This is a genomic window from Thermoactinomyces sp. DSM 45891, from assembly GCF_900119485.1.
Taxonomy (GTDB): domain Bacteria; phylum Bacillota; class Bacilli; order Thermoactinomycetales; family Thermoactinomycetaceae; genus Baia.
In genome coordinates this window covers 336,913-353,331 of the sequence record NZ_FPJZ01000001.1, presented here as the reverse complement: position 1 = coordinate 353,331, position 16,419 = coordinate 336,913, and the positions used below count along the sequence as shown (strand labels likewise).

Below are 16,419 nucleotides of genomic sequence, written 5' to 3'. Positions count from 1 at the left end.
AAATCGTACACTATTCTGTTTGAAAGAGAATCTTTACCGAGTGATCTATTCGATAATAGTCCCGATACGCCTGCAGGGCCCAAGAGTAATCACGAATTTCATAGCCGGCGTATTGTTTATTTCGCAAAAGTGGAAGTGTAATAACGGTGTTTTTTTGTCCTTTCGTTTGTATCATAATTTGTTTTCTTTCTAAATGGATTTTTGCATTAAGCTGATACTCCCGAAAGACAAATATGATATTCATGAACGCACAAATCGCTAATATCCAGACAACAGGGACATGAAAAGCACGAAATTGAATGTTGGACCACAATAAGATGATTAAACAGATTGCAAATGTGATCCCAGGAAAGGCAACGCGTCCGCCAAAGGTGGAGGGTGTGAAGATCATAATCAAATTAATCGAGATAAATCCAAGAGCAAGAATAAAATAGAAATCATTCTTTTCTTTCCAACTAATAAAAGCATTTAGTCCAATGATGGAGAGCGCTGTAAAGAGTCCGATTACAACAGTCATAAGGCGGCTTCCAGTAAGAAATGAAGAGATTTGCGCAGTGCTAAAAAATGGGATGGATAAAATGAATGGGATAATCGGAACACAGATAAATAAAACGAAGTGGGCTTTTTTTGAAATCTGATAACATAGGATGGCAGATAAAACGATTACGAATAGCATGAAAAGTGATTGCTGGTATATAAAAAAATGTAATACTTCAGGTAATGTCTTTTTTATCTTTGCTAAAAATGTGAGTTGATTGTATGCTTCTAATCCTGGCATCTGAGCTCTTAGCCGTGGGCCAGGCGCTAAAAATAAGAAGAGAGCCCCAGTGACATAGGAGGCAAGTAGTAACCAACCCCATATTTGAACCTTGTTTTTAAGCCATATTCGTTTCGTGAACCATACCAAGAGTAACGACAGACCAATGGCAGAAATCTGTTCTTGTGACCAACCTGCTAAAAATGAGCAAAGCAACACAATCCCATATTTCCATTTTTCGTAACAGGTTCTCCCAAGTCTTGCTTTCGAAAATAGATCAGAGTCGCCAATAAAAAAATCATGGGATAGACATAGTTAAATGCCCCTGTGGCATATGCAAGAGTTTGTTTGAAAATAACGATATGTATGAAGAAAAACAGAGATGTAGTAAGGGTTGTGAGCATGAGATCTTTTCGTTGCGGAAATCGAACAAATACGAGATAAAATATCGCATATGCAAGAATGGTCACGAGGATGGGATTCATCCATCTCCAAAGATCGATCCCGTCTAGTATGGTGAGAATGGTGAAAACATTCACGATGAATCGTCCGTTCATATGTAAATAATCGTGAAGTTGAGTTTGGATAATCTGATATAGCGTTACAGGATGCTCATAAATATGCGGCTCTAATCCTAAGTAAGTTGCATAACGTAGATCGTCTCCATACAGAAATGTAAATTGGTTAATGCACCATATTCCAAGAAAAAGGAAAAAGAAGGGAAGATGTCCTATGTAGCGTTGTACCATGGTCACTATAAGAGTGCTCCTTACATGTAGTGATTTTTTAGTAGTATACACTATTTTATAACAATAAAAATCTTAATTGTGTGTAATTTTTTTATACATTTTATTGATTTTCATAATAAAAAACACCTGCCTGTTTCCACGAATTCGTATCTAGAACTGGGGCTAGTGTTGTTACGCTAGAGCTGGTTTTGAATAGGATAGATACGACTAGAGATTGTCACAAAGGAGGATCATCGATGAGCAGAGGTTATCAAGATCCGTTGTATCGGGATGTGGCGGATCTCGTCAATGCTACGACGGGGAGAAGAGCCGTTAGTGCGAGACGTTTGCAGAAGTTGGTGATGGAGGCGAAGCATGTTAGGAAGACGCAAGGGACAATGGGATTAATGAATTATGCACAGCGGCTCCCTTATCAGTTTCTCTCTACCAACGAGATTGAGATGCTAAGGAGATCACCGAGATATCGCGAGTTTTCACATCGGGTTATCGACTTATTTGTAAGAGAGGGCGTTATTTCTCAGTTTGAGGCCATGATGTTGAGGAGAGCGGTATAATACGGAACATGCGATAAACAAATAGACTATTACGTGTCTGAAACGCTTGAAAACACTATGTTTTAGAGCCTTTCAGGCTATATTGAACTGAACCCGTAGTGCTTGTGTTACTACGGGTTTTTTGCGCAAAAAAAGAGCCCGCGTTGACAGTTCGCGAGCCAATCGTATCTTCCATGACGAAAGATACTTTATGGGAGAGGAGAAACCGGAGGAAGAACTTATGGGGAAATGTAAGCCTTCTCCGCGGTTAGACAGCGTCCACAAATGAATGCTGTCCCTAGCTATTGTTACCAGTAGTGTTCGTTTTATACCCAATATTATTTCCGACTTCATTTTCGCAATAGTAAGAACGTAGCTTTGTTATTTTCAAGGGATGGCGTGCTCCAATTATTTAGAAGCGGTAGATGGTATATTGTCCCATCTTTCAGGTTAAAGTAATACCGAAAAAAACCTGATTTTACTCGTTAGGAGGACATAAATTGGAAAAGATCAGGAAAAGAAAAGCAAGAATCCCTCATTCTCAAAAGAGCTTATCTTCCAGTCCAGAAGCAAAAGATGTGTTTCCTTCGGTAAAAGAGAATATAGATTACATCAGAGAACAGCTGGTCCATTCCGATGATATTTTAGAGCGTGACATTTATTTCGATGATCGTCATGGAAAGTTGATTTTTATCGAGACGTTAACAGATAAATATTTAATCATAGAATCGATTCTCAAACCTCTTGAACAAGCGAAGGTTGGAGCAGTTGAACATGCTATTACATCCTCTGATTTCGAAATAGGAAAGAGTTTAGATAAAGCAGTTAACTGGATTATATCAGGGAAGTGCTTGCTGTTTCTCGAAGGGATTCCAGAGGTGTATGTATGTGAGGCTAGTTTATCCATAAAGAGAGGTGTTAAAGAACCTGATAATGAGGGGATTGTACGAGGAGCGCATGATGGATTTATTGAACATTTAATCACAAATATACATATCATTCGTAATCGGCTTGAGAATCCTAATTTAGTAGTTCGATATTTTACATTAGGAAGAAAAAGTGATACTAAAATCGCTTTAGTATATATGAAGGGATTGGCAAAGGAGGAGTTGGTAGAGGAAATATCTAGGCGTCTTAACTTAATTCCAACCGATTTTATTCTCGCACCTGGATTTATTGGCGAATATATCGAGGATGACTCATACTCCCCATTCCCACAATTATTATATACGGAGAGGCCGGACAGAACCATTGCATACTTAATGGAGGGGAGGTTTGCTATTTTTTCAGAAGCGAACCCGACTGCCATTATTGCTCCGGTTACACTGTTTTCGTTTTATCAATCACCAGACGACTATCATTCTAGATGGATGTTTGGTTCTTTGATACGATCCATTCGTTTTGCGAGTTTTTTGATCGCTTTTATTTTACCTGGATTATATATTTCGATCGTTACGTTTCATCCTGAAGTGTTGCCAATTGAGCTTATCTACTCTGTTAAAAGTTCTATAGAAAGAGTTCCCTATCCCTCTTTGATTGAGGCGTTCTTTATGGAGTTAACCCTAGAGTTGATCCGAGAGGCAGGGATTCGGTTACCTACTAGGGTGAGCCAAACGATTGGAATAGTAGGAGGACTTGTGATTGGGGACTCTGTCGTACAAACAGGGTTAGTATCTTTGCCGATGATTATTGTAGTAGCGTTAACGGCGATATCTGCCTTTGTTGTTCCATCGCACGAAATGAGTTCAACCGTAAGACTCCTGCGTTTTCCCCTTATGATAGCGGCCTCGATGTTTGGATTTATCGGGATGACAACCGGACTTTTTCTAATCTTTACTCACTTAGCGAAGCTAGAAACGTTCGGAAATCCATATTTTTCACCGGTTATGCCCTTTAAACTAAAAGGCTTTAAAGACACTTTTATCAGGTTCCCTCTCTGGCATTTGAATAAAAGCACAAAAGACTCTACTCCTGATCAACGTAATTCAGAAAAAGCAATCCTTGGGGAGGGGAGGAAATGAATTACTCGATAAAAGATAAGATTACACCAAACCAATTTCTATTTTTTATTCTACAGACCCAGTTGGGTGTAGGTATCTTATCTTTAGCCCACCAAATCCATAAAGATGCGAAAGGCGGAGCATGGATTTCGGTCATCATGGGTGGAGTTATTTCTCAAGTGATGATTGTTATTTTTTGGGCTTTTCTCAAGAAGAACCCAGCCTCAAACTTTTTGCAAGCAATGGAAAAGCTAGTAGGGAAAATCACAGCAAAGGGCATAGTGATTGGTTATAGTTGCTTTTTTGCGCTCGTCACCGTTCTTGAATTATCAGAGTACGTAAGAATCATTACGAAATGGGTGTTTCCTGAAACACCTGTCTGGATTAACATCCTTATCGTTGCAATCGCTGCGGTGTATCTGGCAAAGGAATCACTGGGGACTATTTCTCGCATGTATGTATTTGTAAGCTTCCTCATTATTCCGCTTGTTATTTTTACTTCTTTAGGATTTAAAAATGTTCATTTTACATACCCCATGCCCTTCTTGGAAAATGGATGGTTAGCTATTTTAAAAGGTGCGAATATGTCTTTCTTTTATTTTTTGGGTTATGAAGCTATGTTGTTCACTTACTTTGCAGTGGAAGGATCGGATAAAGACAAGCTGAAGGCGGCTTCTATGGGGAATTTTTTTGTGACAATTGTGTACGCGTTTACTACCTATGTATGCCTGATTTCATTTGCTCCAGATGAGTTGCCTTTGGTTCCAGAGCCCGTGCTATATGTATTGAAATCATATTCACTTCATGTGATTGAACGGATTGATTTGATTTTTCTATCCATTTGGCTGGTTAGTGTCATTACTTCTATTTGTAGTTTTGTTTATCTTACTTCCATTGGAGTAGCGCAATTATGTAAAGCGAAGAACCATAAGAAATTTGTGTATTGGATAGCGGCTGTTTGCTGTGTTTGTACTACTTTTACGCTTACTCCTCATCGAGGTGAGATATTGGATGAGTTTATTAAAATAATAAGCTATCCCTTTGTATTTGGGATCCCTATTCTTCTGTTCATTATCTCATTATTTAGAGGAAGGAAGCGTTGACATAGTGAATTCTTTAACTATAAAAAGGGCCTTGTCAGTATGTTTTTGTATTCTTTCTCTGTTCATATTACCGGGCTGTTGGGATCAAGATCTATTAAAGACGGCAGACCTGGTGTATATTACAGCATTTGACCAAACTCCTGAGGGTCGGTTAAAAGTGACGATTGGCATTCATGATATCCCTGCTGGTCAAGGTGATAAGCCCATTTGTCAAACTTATACGGCAGAAGGAGCCTCTACTAGGAGTCTACGTAACGCATTAGATCGTCAAACTTCGGGTAAATTCCGTACCTATAAAACAAGAGTTTTCCTATTCGGTAATAAGGAGGCGGAAAAAGATATGTATCCTTTACTCGATTCCATCTATCGTGACCCCAAAGCAGCTCTCGATGCTAGGATGGCGGTTGTCGAAGGGGATGCAGGAGAGTTAGTAAATTTAAAAGAGCTAAAAGGGACGTTAATTGGTCGATTTTTTGAGGAACTCCTTTTAGGTGGTGAGAAGACTACCGTAATTCCTAGGACTACTGTTCAGTCAGTCTGTTCAGCTATGTTAGATGCGGGACATGATTTTGGTTTGCCCTATATCACGAGTAAGGATGGTGCTATATCAATCTCTGGAATTGCGATGTTTCATAACCATTCGTACACTAATACATATTTATCCGTAGAGGAGGCTACTTTGTTTTTAATTTTAAAGAACAAATTAGAAGACAAAGGGTCTTTATTCAGAGAAGTATCTGTGGAGGATAAGAAAGTAAGTTTGATGTTTGATATAAGAGATGAAAATCGAAAGTTTGATGTTGATGTAACGAAGAATGGGGAAGTAAAAGTTGATCTACAAGTAAAAATTAAAATTGCGATAACTGAATTACAGGCGGAACTAGGAAGCGACTATGCTACCATGCGAAAATTGGAAAAAGCACTTAGTGAGGATCTTACACAGATGTCTAAGCAAGTGATTTCAAAGATGCAAAAGAGTGGCTTTGATGGTTTGGGGATAGGTAGACAGTTAATAGCACACCATTTTTCATATTGGAAAAAAGTAGAGAAAGACTGGGATGATCTTTATAAAACAGTACAAATAGAGCCACGTATAGAAGTGGAAACCATTCACAGGGGAATTATTGATTAGTGTCAAGAGAACAGGGAGTTGCTGGACTCGCCATCATAATCTTGATAGGATAAAAATGCTTTTTACGATCAAGAAATTAGGTGAGTGTGATGAGGATTATTGCGGGTGGCGCTCGTGGTGCGAGATTAAAGATGGTTCCAGGGAAACATGTTCGTCCTACTGCAGATCGAGTCAAAGAGTCATTGTTTTCGGTGATAGGTCCTTTTTTTGATGGAGGAAAAGGGCTTGATTTGTTTGCTGGAACGGGAGCTCTTGGTTTGGAAGCGTTAAGCCGTGGCTTGGATCATGTCACATTTGTGGATGATGCTCGTGCTAGTGTGGATACTGTGATGGAAAACCTTAGGTTGACGAAAATGGCTGATCGCGCTACGCTAATCAAGCGTGATGCACGGACATATGTGAAAACGCTTGCAGGTCAAGCAAGATATGCTGTTATTTTTCTGGACCCACCCTATCATGGGGGTTTTTATGAGTCGATACTGACGTGTATTGGTGAGAAAGAACTACTTACAGATGAGGGCACCCTCGTGGTGGAGCATCCTTCTAAGCTGGAGATGCCTAGCAAGGTAGCGGGTTTGTATGCCTATCGTCAGTTATCCTATGGAGATACAGCGATCACATTGTACGATTACAGTCAGACTTGATGGAGGACGAGCTATGAAAGTTGCCGTATATCCAGGAAGCTTTGACCCCATTACATATGGACATCTTGATATTATCCAACGGGGTGCAAAAGTGTTTGATAAGATTATTGTGGCTACACTTGTGAACTCGGCAAAGAATCCTTTGTTTTCCACTGATGAGCGTACTAGTATGGTCCGGAAAGCAGTAAGTGGAATTCAAGATTGTGAGATCGAGGTCGATCATTTTGATGGTTTGTTAGTGGATTACGTGAAGAAACGCCAAGCAAACGTGATTTTACGGGGCTTGCGGGCAATTTCTGATTTTGAGTATGAACTACAGATTGCATCGGTGAATCGAATTATTAGTGATGAAGTGGAAACTCTATTTTTTATGTCGAATAATAAGCATTCATTTATTAGTTCTTCTATGGTAAAAGAAATTGCACGCTACGGCGCAGAGACGAAGGAACTGGTTCCTGACTTTGTGGCACAGATGTTACGAGAAAAGTTTGGTCATACGAAAACCCGCTAGTGTTATAACCGGCGGGTTTTCTTGTATAGATTGTATACCCAAAAAATGATGAAAAACAAGGAGAAATAGTGCCAGAAGGTCAAAGCGGTGTCCTGCATAGGAAGATGATGGGTCCAAGTAAAAGCAGGCGCGACAGTTGGTTGGTCTTGTAACCATGGTTGCATTGGAATGTATAGAAGCCATGTTGCGGCACAAGCTAAGGTACCATGAAGTATTTTTGCAAAGAAATATGGTTTATAACTAATATCAGTACGACTTAGCAGGCTGGCAACTTGTGCATGAATAGATAATCCGTTCCATCCAATGAAAAAGCTGACCACAGATAGTTTAATTAACAGTGGAATGGGAATGGAAGTTTCGCTTATGACCTGAGAACCGATTGTCATCTCGAAAATTCCAGCGATAAATGGATGATGAAGAGAGTCTGGAAGCTGAAATAGGGAAAACAGAAATCCTAGGAGGTGTGTTAAGAAAGTCGTAACCCCAATGAAGGTAAGTAGGTGTACCAATACCGAAAAGATGATGATAAATCCACCGATCATCAGGAGGGTTTGGACGGCACTGGTGACCGCTTCTCCTAACAGCTGTCCGATGGGCCTCCCGTCGTTTAGCCGAGCATGATGCATGGCTCTAAGGGCTCGCATGAGGATATTAGCACGACGTCGATCGAGTCGAGGAGTCATGGGCGCATGTTTTTGATAGAAACGCATACAGATTCCTACGACAACAGCAGATCCATAGTGAGCGATAGCTAGTAGGACTCCGAGGGAGCTATTTTCAAAAAAACCAACAGAGACGGCACCAAAGATAAAAAGGGGGCCTGCTGTGGTGGTAAACGAAACAAGTCGCTCTGCCTCTGCTTTGCTGATCAGTTTATCTTCACGTAAGCGAGTGGTTAGCTTGGCTCCCATCGGGTTCCCAGAGATGAGCCCTACTGCCATCACAAAGGCACCTGCTCCTGGCACTCGAAACAAAGGTCTCATAAGGGGTTCAAGTAGTACGCCAAGCAGATGAACCACACCGAATCCCATTAAAATTTCTGCCGTGATAAAAAAAGGTAACAAAGCAGGGAATACAACTTCCCACCATATTTTCAGTCCGCGGAGAGACGCTTGAAACGACTCATCAGGGTATTTCATCAGGACAATCGCAAATATACATACACCAGAAGCAAGAAGGATAGATTGTAGTTGCTTTCTGGGGAGAAGGGTTCGAATCATGGGTCATTCTCTCCTCATCGACACTTCGGTCAATAAATATGTATGGATGTCTCTCTAAGTTTAGACCTGTTTGTCCGAGTAAGAATGCAAATTTTCCTTTTATCATAGAGTGGAAGGAGCGATCCAATATGTCTCGTCGTCCTGTGATTGGCTTGGCATTAGGTGCTGGTGGAGCAAGGGGATTTGCACATATTGGTGTGCTAAAAGTGTTAGAGGAAGAACAAATTCCGATCGATCTAATCGCAGGAAGTAGCATGGGCAGTTTTGTAGGAGCTTGTTATGCAAATGGATGCAGATTATCGTTGATGGAAGGCTTGGCAGTTCATTTTAAGCGCAAGATTTGGTTAGATTATAAGATTCCTGGAATGGGATTTGTCAGTGGCCAGAAAGCTCATGAAGTGATTCGCCTGCTAACTCATCGGAAGCGGATTGAAGAGTTTCCGATTCCACTAGCTGTTGTCGCAACGGATTTGTCTTCAGGGGAAAAGGTTGTGTTTCGTGAGGGCCCGGCCGCTGATGCGATTCGAGCAAGTATTTCAATCCCGGGTGTTTTCGATCCTGTAAACATAGCAAATCGACTTTTAGTGGATGGAGGCGTCGTAGATCGGGTACCTGTTAGTGTGGTACAAGAGATGGGGGCCGATCTTGTGATTGCAGTAGATGTATTTGCAAAGGTTGAAGAGGTGAAAATCCGAAATATTATTGATGTGATTGCGCAAACTCTTGATATTATGGAAAGAGAGTTATTGCGACGGTATACATATCAGGCTGATATTACGATTCGGCCGAAGGTGCAAGATATTAGTTCGACTGCGTTTACAAAAGTAGAAGAATGCATTCGTTATGGGGAGGAAGCTGCGCGAGAGCAACTTCCGCTGGTAAAAAAAATGATTGCAGAGTGGCGAGGGGACAAGAAAGATGGTTAAACGAAATAATAAAGGTCGAGTCTTTTTTGGGATTCTAGCGTTTCTGATCCTGATCGGAATTTTAGGTACTCCGATCGCTGGGCTTCCCTATTACGTAATGGAGCCAGGATCCGCAGAGGATGTTGCGCCCTTTGTAAAAGTGGATGAAAAACCTACTGAGCACGGAAAGGGAACCTTTTATCTAACGACAGTTGGAGTGGGGAAAGCAACGGTATTAGATTGGATTTGGGCCCAATATTCACATGAACTAGAGTTAATTCCCGAGAAGGAGATGTTTGTCAACGTTCGGGATGACGAAGAGTATCAGCGTCAACAAAAAGAAAACATGTTGGAATCGCAAAATGCTGCTTTAATTGCAGCGTTTCGGGAAGCAAAAAAGCCGATGAAAGTTGATTATCTAGGTGTTGAAGTATTTTCGATTCGCAAGGATAATGGTTTGCAAGTAGGGGACCTCATTACGGCAATCGATGGACAGCCGATTTTGCGTAAAGAAGAATTGTTTGCATATCTCGAGAAAAAGAAGATTGGGGATCGGGTAAAAGTGAAGTTCCAGCGAACGAATGCAAAAGATCCGATCGAAAAAGAAATCGTGTTAACGGATGTAGCCCAGCCCCAAGAAGGGCAAGAACGAGCAGGGTTAGGTATTTATCCATTGACACGGGAGAAAGTGAATACGACCCCTTCGGTGAAGATAGAAGCAGGTGAGATCGGAGGTCCTTCTGCTGGACTGATGTTTACATTAGAGATGTATGATCAGCTTACAGAAGGGGATCTGACTCATAGCATGAAAATTGCGGGTACAGGTACGATGAATAGTGAAGGGAAAGTAGGTCAAATTGGTGGGATTCAGTATAAGGTGAGGGCTGCAGATAAGGAAGGGGCTGAGATTTTCTTTGCCCCCAAGGATATACAGTCGACAGACGAAAATGAAAAAGTAGCAATTCAAGCTGCGAAAGAAATTAAAACAAAGATGAAAATTGTGCCGGTCGCTACTTTTCAGGAAGCTCTTCAGTATTTGCAAAGCCAAGAAAAATCATTTCAAAAGGCGAGTTAACATTGACACAATTAGATGGTTGTCATATAATAAGCCTGTTTTCACGCGAGGAGTGGAATGAATGCAGATCTCTCTACAAAAGATCAATCAACAACCAAATCAACAGCTGATTGTGGAAGAAAGCATCCAGTTAGATGAGTTGGTAGATGAAGTTCTAGGTCTGGAACGGATCGAACCCGTACAGGTAGAAGCGGTTTTTCAGAACGTGGGTTCTCGTTTGTACCATGGGGAAGTGAAGGAATCCACTCAAGCGGTATTGACATGTTCGCGTTGTCTAACTGGGTATACCGTACCCCTACAGGCAGAATGGTCTGAGAGATTTACGGATGAAGAGAGCCGAGCCATCGATTCAGAAGAAGAGATAGTTCATCTCGTCGAGGCACAGACGATAGATCTTGATCCTTATATACGCGAGGCGCTTTTACTCACGATTCCCTTTGCACCGCTGTGCATGGAGGATTGCAAGGGACTATGTTCCGTGTGTGGAGCGAATAAAAATGTCCGAGAGTGTAGTTGTATGACTGAACGGATTGATCCACGTCTAGCGGCACTTCAGGACTTATTTAAGGAATGAAAACCTTCTCAATCGAAGGGAACTGTAGTATAATCAACGAAGTTGTGTTTTAAGAACGGCACAGGGGGTGAATGACATGGCAGTACCATTTCGTCGTACTTCTAAAACTCGTAAACGCATGCGTCGCACTCACTTCAAATTGAGCGCTCCTGGCGTTGTAAGCTGCCCACAATGCAGTGCACCTAAGATGTCCCACCGTGTATGTAAATCGTGTGGTTATTACAAAGGTGAAAAAGTGGAAGGCGTAGTAAACGAGTAATTGAATGACTAGCTAGTTTCTAGTACTAGAAACAAAAACGAGCTACCAACTTGAGAAATCAAGAGGGTAGCTCGTTTTTTTGTTGATTCCGATATTATAGGTTTTTATTATTTGATGAAACCTAAGAATGGATATTGGAAGTGGCGATTTTGCGTTGCGTAGAAAATGCCTTTGATAGGCGAGATAATGGCCATCAAACCAAATATAATGAAAAACGGGATTCCGATGAGAATAAAGGAGAAGAAAATAGAGATTGTAATGAGGATGCCGATTAGAAAATGAAATAACATGGCTTGAAGTGAGATACGCTTTACATCCGAATCAGATGAAAGAAAATAGACGATAATGGGGAGCAGTACGGGGGCAAACCACGTACTAGCATGAACTAATATTTTTAATCCAGATGACTGTGAATCCACGGATCAAAACCTCCTGCTTTTCTTGTTTATAAGATTTTACATACGTATGGTGACTGTTTCCCTGATGTAATTTTTGTAAACATGTATATCGTAAGTGTTGTGCAAACTAATAAGAGTTATTACGGTGATCAGATTAGGTGTTGTCAAACTCGATCTTTTTTTCTATACTAGCACTTAGGACTAGGTATTAAAATGAGGTCATAATTCAAGGTGGTGATCTCCGCTTTGCGCTTAACAAAGAAAGAACGTCAATCTTATTTATCTCAAGCATTGGAACAGAATCCATTTCTCACAGATGAAGAAGTGGCGAAAAAATTTCATGTTAGTATCCAGACGATTCGATTGGATCGATTAGAACTAGGGATACCTGAGTTGCGAGAGAGAATAAAGCACATGGCAGAGAAAAAGTTTGATCATGTCCAGTCGTTATCTCCAAGTGAAGTGATTGGCGAAGTGATTGATCTGCAATTACATAAAAATGGGATCTCCTTACTCGAAATTGGTTTGGAGCATGTTTTTGAGCGAAACCAAATTGCTCGTGGGCACATTTTGTTTGCTCAGGCGAATTCTTTAGCGATTGCCCTAGCGGATTGGAAAGTGGCTCTAACGGGGAATGCATCCATTCGCTTTATTCGACCGGTTCAGTTAGGAGAAAAGTGTATTGCTTTTGCCACTGTCGCAGAAGCGCATGATAGTCGTTTGCATGTGGGAGTGCAGACAAAGGTTCAAGAGGAAATTGTTTTTCAAGGTGATTTTGAAGTGTACCGTGTCAGTGACGATAGAGGCAACTAGGAGGAAAATAATCCATGAGAATTGCATTTGATGTCCATGGAGGAGACCGCGCACCGAATGCAGTGATTGAGGGTGTCCTCCAGGCAGCAAAAGATTACCCTGAGATCACATTTGTATTGATTGGTACTGAGGAAGCTCTGGTGTCATCTGTACGATCTAATATTGAGATAATCAAGGTAACGGAAACCATCACAGCAGAAGACGAACCAGTGAAAGCGATTCGACGGAAAAAAGATTCATCCCTAGTTGTTGGCTGTCGGTTGGTGAAAGAAAAATCCGTTGACGCGTTTGTATGTGCAGGTAATACGGGTGCTCTGGTGGCGGCTGGATTATTTGTCACAGGTCGGATGAAAGGGATGGACCGTCCTGCTCTTGCACCGATCTTTCCGAGTATGAAGGGTGGCGGAACGCTCGTGCTGGATGTAGGAGCGAATCCCGAGGCGAAACCAGAACATTTGCGCCAGTATGCAGTGATGGGAAGTATCTATGCAGAGCAGGTAATGGGAATCGAGCGACCACGAATTGGATTGCTTAATATCGGTACAGAAGATGGGAAGGGAACGTCTCTCACGAAAGATACATTTGATCTGCTTTCAAAAGAGTCTAGTATCCACTTTATTGGAAACGTAGAGGCACGAGACGTGCTAGACGGTACATGTGATGTATTGGTTACCGATGGTTTTTCAGGGAACATTCTTCTAAAGAACACGGAAGGTGTGGCCAAGGCCATTTTTAGTAAGTTAAAAGAGGAGTTTACTCGTAGCATTCGAACGAAGGTGGCAGCGGGAATCCTCGCTCCTGGTCTGAAAAGATTTAAAGAGAGCATGGATTATAAAGAACATGGCGGGGCCCCTCTTTTAGGATTAGCAGGTCCTATTATTAAAGCACACGGTTCTTCAGATACTCGTGCTTTTTATCAAGCAGCGATGCAAGCGAAGAAGATTGTAGAGCAGAATGTGATCGAACAGATTCAACAGGGATTAGCGAAAACAGAGGGAGATGAGGAGAGGTGCGATCAGCAGGAATCTTAGGAACAGGTGCCTATTTACCAGAAAAAGTGATTACGAATGCCGACCTGGAAAAAATGGTAGATACGAACGATGAATGGATTGTCTCTCGTACAGGGATCCGTGAGCGTCATATAGCGGCTCCAGAGCAAGCGGCTTCTGATCTAGCTGTGGGGGCTGCTAGACAGGCGCTGAAGCGTGCAAATATCACGGCAGATCAGCTTGATCTCATTATTGTGGCGACCGTTACACCCGATATGTCATTTCCAGCAACTGCTTGTCTTGTACAAGAGCAAATAGGGGCCAAAAATGCGGCGACTTTTGATTTGTCAGCAGCATGTACAGGATTTATCTATGGGATCACCACAGGTGCTCAGTTTATCAAAACGGGCGTTTATCGATATGTGTTGGTCGTGGGTGTAGAAGTTCTCTCACGAATTGTAGACTGGTCTGATCGGAATACGTGTGTTTTGTTCGGAGATGGTGCGGGTGCAGCGGTGCTAGGTCCTGTAAAAGAAGGTTACGGCTTTCAGTCGTTTGAACTAGGGGGCGACGGCACAGGAGCGACTCATTTAAATTTAAAAGCAGGTGGCTCGAGATGTCCTGCTAGTGAACAGACGATAAAAGAAGGCGGTCATTATCTTTATATGAATGGTCGTGAGGTTTTCAAATTTGCTGTTCGTGTCTTGATTAGTGCAGCAGATGAAGCACTTAAAAAGGCAGGATTAACCAAAGAAGACATCAGTTTATTGGTTCCACATCAAGCCAATATGCGTATTATTGATGCTGCAGTAGAGCGTTTGGGACTGGATGAGGAGAAGGTCATTGTAAATTTGGATCGTTGTGGGAATATGTCTTCGGCTTCCATACCCGTTGCATTGAATGAAGCATGGGAGCAAGGCAGGGTTCATGAAGGAGATACGGTTGTTCTTTGTGGCTTTGGTGGTGGATTAACATGGGGAGCTACTGTTTTACGTTGGTCACAAGACGAAGCAGAATAGGGGGCTTGACATGGGGAAAATAGCATGCCTTTTTCCGGGACAAGGTTCACAAAAAGTGGGTATGGGAAGAGAGATTGCAGAATCATTTACAGAAGCGAAGCAGGTGTATCGTGAAGCGGATGAGGTTTTAGGATATTCTTTATCAGAGCTTTGTTTTGAAGGGCCAGAAGATACACTGCGCTTAACGGAACATACACAGCCGGCTCTATTAACAACAAGCATGGCATTGTACGAAGTGTTCCGTCAGTCGGGAATTCGGCCTGATTTTGTAGCAGGACATAGCTTGGGTGAGTATTCAGCCTTGGTGGTAGCAGGTGTTCTCTCTTTTCGTGATGCAGTCGCAATCGTTCATAAACGGGGAATGTTTATGGAGGAAGCGGTTCCTGCCGGTGTGGGAGCCATGTCTGCTGTGCTTGGCTGTGAGCGAAATGTATTAGATGAGATATGCAGTTCGGTAAGCGTTGAAGGAAATATTGTGGAGCCTGCCAATTATAATTGCCCAGGGCAGATTGTGATTTCAGGGCATGCTGATGCTGTCAGAGTTGCCGGGGAGAAAGCACTAGAAGCAGGGGCGAGAAAGGTTGTTCCGTTGACTGTGAGTGGTCCGTTTCATTCTTCTTTAATGGCTCCAGCATCAAAGAGGCTTGCAAGCGCCCTACAAGCGGCCCTGTTTCAAGAAGCAAAAGTTCCTGTTATTGCGAATGTTAGCGCCTCACCTATTACACAGCCTACTGAGATTCGCGAAGCGTTAATTAAACAGGTTGCTTCGCCTGTTTTATGGGAAGATACAGTTCGTACTTTACTTGATCAAGGTGTTGATACGTTTATTGAGATTGGATCAGGGAATGTTTTATCGGCACTTGTAAAGAAAGTAAATCGCCGGATTACGATGCTTCCGGTCCAAGATTCAGAAACACTTCAAAAAGCTCTCGAACAACTTCGTTAGTACGATCGAGAAAAGGAGGGAATTTATGTTAACGAACCAAGTAGCCATTGTAACAGGCGGCTCTAGAGGAATCGGTCGGTCTATTGCGTGTACATTGGCAGAAGCAGGGGCAGATGTGGTGATTTTCTATGCGGGAAACCAAGTGGCGGCTGAAGAAACTCTTTCTGCTATCCAAGCTACCGGGAGGCAAGGTTTTGCCCTTCAAGTAGATGTGTCGAATCAAGGGCAGGTAGATGCGGCATGTAAGCAGGTTTTAGAACGATTTGGTAGAATTGATGTTCTAGTGAATAATGCAGGAATTACTCGAGATAATTTAATTATGCGCTTAAAAGAAGAAGATTGGGATCAAGTGCTTGATACTAATTTAAAAGGTGTCTTTTTATGCACCAAAGCAGTGATTCGCCCGATGATGAAACAACGATCTGGGCGCATTATTAATATGAGTTCCGTAGTGGGTGTAATGGGGAATCCAGGACAAGCTAATTATGTGGCGGCAAAAGCAGGTGTAATTGGATTAACGAAATCAACGGCAAAAGAAATTGCTAGCCGGAATATTACCGTAAATGCGATCGCACCCGGTTTTATTGAGACCGATATGACGGCTAAACTGGATGAACAGACGAAAAAGTCGATGCTTGGAGCCATTCCACTGGGACGTTTTGGGATAGCTGACGATGTGGCAGAGCTAGTGAAATTTCTAGCAAGTCCTGCAGCAGGCTATATTACAGGTCAAACGATCCATGTAGATGGTGGAATGGTTACCTCATAGGAAAATGCTTCATTGCTAGTCAA

Annotated in this window: 19 protein-coding genes; 15 read left to right on the top strand and 4 right to left on the bottom strand. The window is 42.1% G+C overall.

Features of this window, described 5'->3' with window-relative positions:
* Window positions 1-10: 10 nt before the first annotated feature.
* Together BT147_RS01780 and BT147_RS01775 are read right to left on the bottom strand one after the other, a co-directional pair.
* Window positions 11-973 (bottom strand): DUF6056 family protein, encoded by a 963-nt coding sequence (locus BT147_RS01780; protein WP_072330294.1) that lies wholly within the window; start codon window positions 971-973, stop codon window positions 11-13.
* Window positions 955-1,506: a DUF6056 family protein gene (locus BT147_RS01775; RefSeq protein WP_286118976.1), complete on the bottom strand. Its 552-nt coding sequence runs from the start codon at window positions 1,504-1,506 to the stop codon at window positions 955-957. The genes BT147_RS01780 and BT147_RS01775 overlap by 19 nt, the downstream gene beginning before the upstream one ends.
* A gap of 236 nt (window positions 1,507-1,742) precedes the next feature.
* Here BT147_RS01775 and BT147_RS01770 point away from each other — a divergent pair, with 236 nt between their 5' ends.
* From BT147_RS01770 to coaD, 6 genes are all read left to right on the top strand, one after another.
* Window positions 1,743-2,060, top strand: coding sequence for a hypothetical protein (locus BT147_RS01770; RefSeq protein WP_072330290.1), 318 nt, complete (start codon window positions 1,743-1,745; stop codon window positions 2,058-2,060).
* Window positions 2,061-2,539: 479 nt separating this feature from the next.
* Complete coding sequence (locus BT147_RS01765) at window positions 2,540-4,060, top strand: spore germination protein (RefSeq protein WP_143187875.1); 1,521 nt, start codon at window positions 2,540-2,542, stop codon at window positions 4,058-4,060.
* Complete coding sequence (locus BT147_RS01760; protein WP_072330288.1) at window positions 4,057-5,142, top strand: GerAB/ArcD/ProY family transporter; 1,086 nt, start codon at window positions 4,057-4,059, stop codon at window positions 5,140-5,142. The genes BT147_RS01765 and BT147_RS01760 overlap by 4 nt, the downstream gene beginning before the upstream one ends.
* 4 nt (window positions 5,143-5,146) lie before the next feature.
* Window positions 5,147-6,274, top strand: a complete 1,128-nt coding sequence (locus BT147_RS01755) for a Ger(x)C family spore germination protein (protein ID WP_072330286.1) — start codon at window positions 5,147-5,149, stop codon at window positions 6,272-6,274.
* An 89-nt stretch (window positions 6,275-6,363) separates the two neighbouring features.
* Window positions 6,364-6,918 (top strand): 16S rRNA (guanine(966)-N(2))-methyltransferase RsmD, encoded by a 555-nt coding sequence (rsmD, locus tag BT147_RS01750; RefSeq protein WP_072330284.1) that lies wholly within the window; start codon window positions 6,364-6,366, stop codon window positions 6,916-6,918.
* Window positions 6,919-6,931: 13 nt separating this feature from the next.
* Entirely contained in the window at window positions 6,932-7,429 is a 498-nt protein-coding gene (gene coaD / locus BT147_RS01745; protein WP_072330282.1) for a pantetheine-phosphate adenylyltransferase, read from the top strand.
* Between the two features lie 2 nt (window positions 7,430-7,431).
* On the opposite strand, the gene spoVV is transcribed toward coaD, so the two are convergent.
* Window positions 7,432-8,649, bottom strand: a complete 1,218-nt coding sequence (gene spoVV, locus BT147_RS01740; RefSeq protein ID WP_072330280.1) for a dipicolinic acid transporter SpoVV — start codon at window positions 8,647-8,649, stop codon at window positions 7,432-7,434.
* Window positions 8,650-8,777: 128 nt separating this feature from the next.
* On the opposite strand from spoVV, the gene BT147_RS01735 reads away from it, so the two are divergent.
* The 4 genes from BT147_RS01735 to rpmF all read left to right on the top strand — a co-directional run bounded on the left by BT147_RS01735 (window position 8,778) and on the right by rpmF (window position 11,462).
* A complete protein-coding gene (locus BT147_RS01735) occupies window positions 8,778-9,575 on the top strand; it encodes a patatin-like phospholipase family protein (protein WP_072330278.1) in 798 nt (265 codons plus the stop codon).
* Window positions 9,568-10,629 (top strand): SepM family pheromone-processing serine protease, encoded by a 1,062-nt coding sequence (locus BT147_RS01730; protein ID WP_072330276.1) that lies wholly within the window; start codon window positions 9,568-9,570, stop codon window positions 10,627-10,629. Before BT147_RS01735 ends, BT147_RS01730 begins: the two co-directional genes overlap by 8 nt.
* A gap of 61 nt (window positions 10,630-10,690) precedes the next feature.
* Complete coding sequence (locus tag BT147_RS01725) at window positions 10,691-11,203, top strand: YceD family protein (RefSeq protein ID WP_072330274.1); 513 nt, start codon at window positions 10,691-10,693, stop codon at window positions 11,201-11,203.
* A gap of 76 nt (window positions 11,204-11,279) precedes the next feature.
* Window positions 11,280-11,462 carry a 50S ribosomal protein L32 gene (rpmF, locus tag BT147_RS01720; RefSeq protein ID WP_072330272.1) on the top strand — a complete coding sequence of 61 codons (183 nt, stop codon included), beginning with the start codon at window positions 11,280-11,282 and terminating at the stop codon, window positions 11,460-11,462.
* 107 nt (window positions 11,463-11,569) lie between these two features.
* Here the strand turns inward: rpmF and BT147_RS01715 are convergent, their stop codons facing one another.
* Window positions 11,570-11,881, bottom strand: a complete 312-nt coding sequence (locus tag BT147_RS01715) for a magnetosome magnetite crystal formation protein family (RefSeq protein ID WP_072330269.1) — start codon at window positions 11,879-11,881, stop codon at window positions 11,570-11,572.
* Window positions 11,882-12,097: 216 nt separating this feature from the next.
* Here BT147_RS01715 and fapR point away from each other — a divergent pair, with 216 nt between their 5' ends.
* The 5 genes from fapR to fabG are packed head-to-tail and all read left to right on the top strand — an operon-like array spanning window position 12,098 to window position 16,396.
* Window positions 12,098-12,673: a transcription factor FapR gene (gene fapR, locus BT147_RS01710; RefSeq protein ID WP_286118974.1), complete on the top strand. Its 576-nt coding sequence runs from the start codon at window positions 12,098-12,100 to the stop codon at window positions 12,671-12,673.
* A gap of 14 nt (window positions 12,674-12,687) precedes the next feature.
* Window positions 12,688-13,704: a phosphate acyltransferase PlsX gene (gene plsX / locus BT147_RS01705; protein ID WP_072330267.1), complete on the top strand. Its 1,017-nt coding sequence runs from the start codon at window positions 12,688-12,690 to the stop codon at window positions 13,702-13,704.
* Window positions 13,683-14,681, top strand: coding sequence for a beta-ketoacyl-ACP synthase III (locus BT147_RS01700; protein ID WP_072330265.1), 999 nt, complete (start codon window positions 13,683-13,685; stop codon window positions 14,679-14,681). The genes plsX and BT147_RS01700 overlap by 22 nt, the downstream gene beginning before the upstream one ends.
* 10 nt (window positions 14,682-14,691) lie before the next feature.
* The gene (gene fabD, locus BT147_RS01695; RefSeq protein ID WP_072330263.1) at window positions 14,692-15,627 is read left to right on the top strand and encodes an ACP S-malonyltransferase; all 936 of its coding nucleotides are present in this window, start codon (window positions 14,692-14,694) and stop codon (window positions 15,625-15,627) included.
* A 25-nt stretch (window positions 15,628-15,652) separates the two neighbouring features.
* The gene (gene fabG, locus BT147_RS01690) at window positions 15,653-16,396 is read left to right on the top strand and encodes a 3-oxoacyl-[acyl-carrier-protein] reductase (RefSeq protein WP_072330261.1); all 744 of its coding nucleotides are present in this window, start codon (window positions 15,653-15,655) and stop codon (window positions 16,394-16,396) included.
* The last annotated feature ends 23 nt before the right edge of the window (window positions 16,397-16,419 follow it).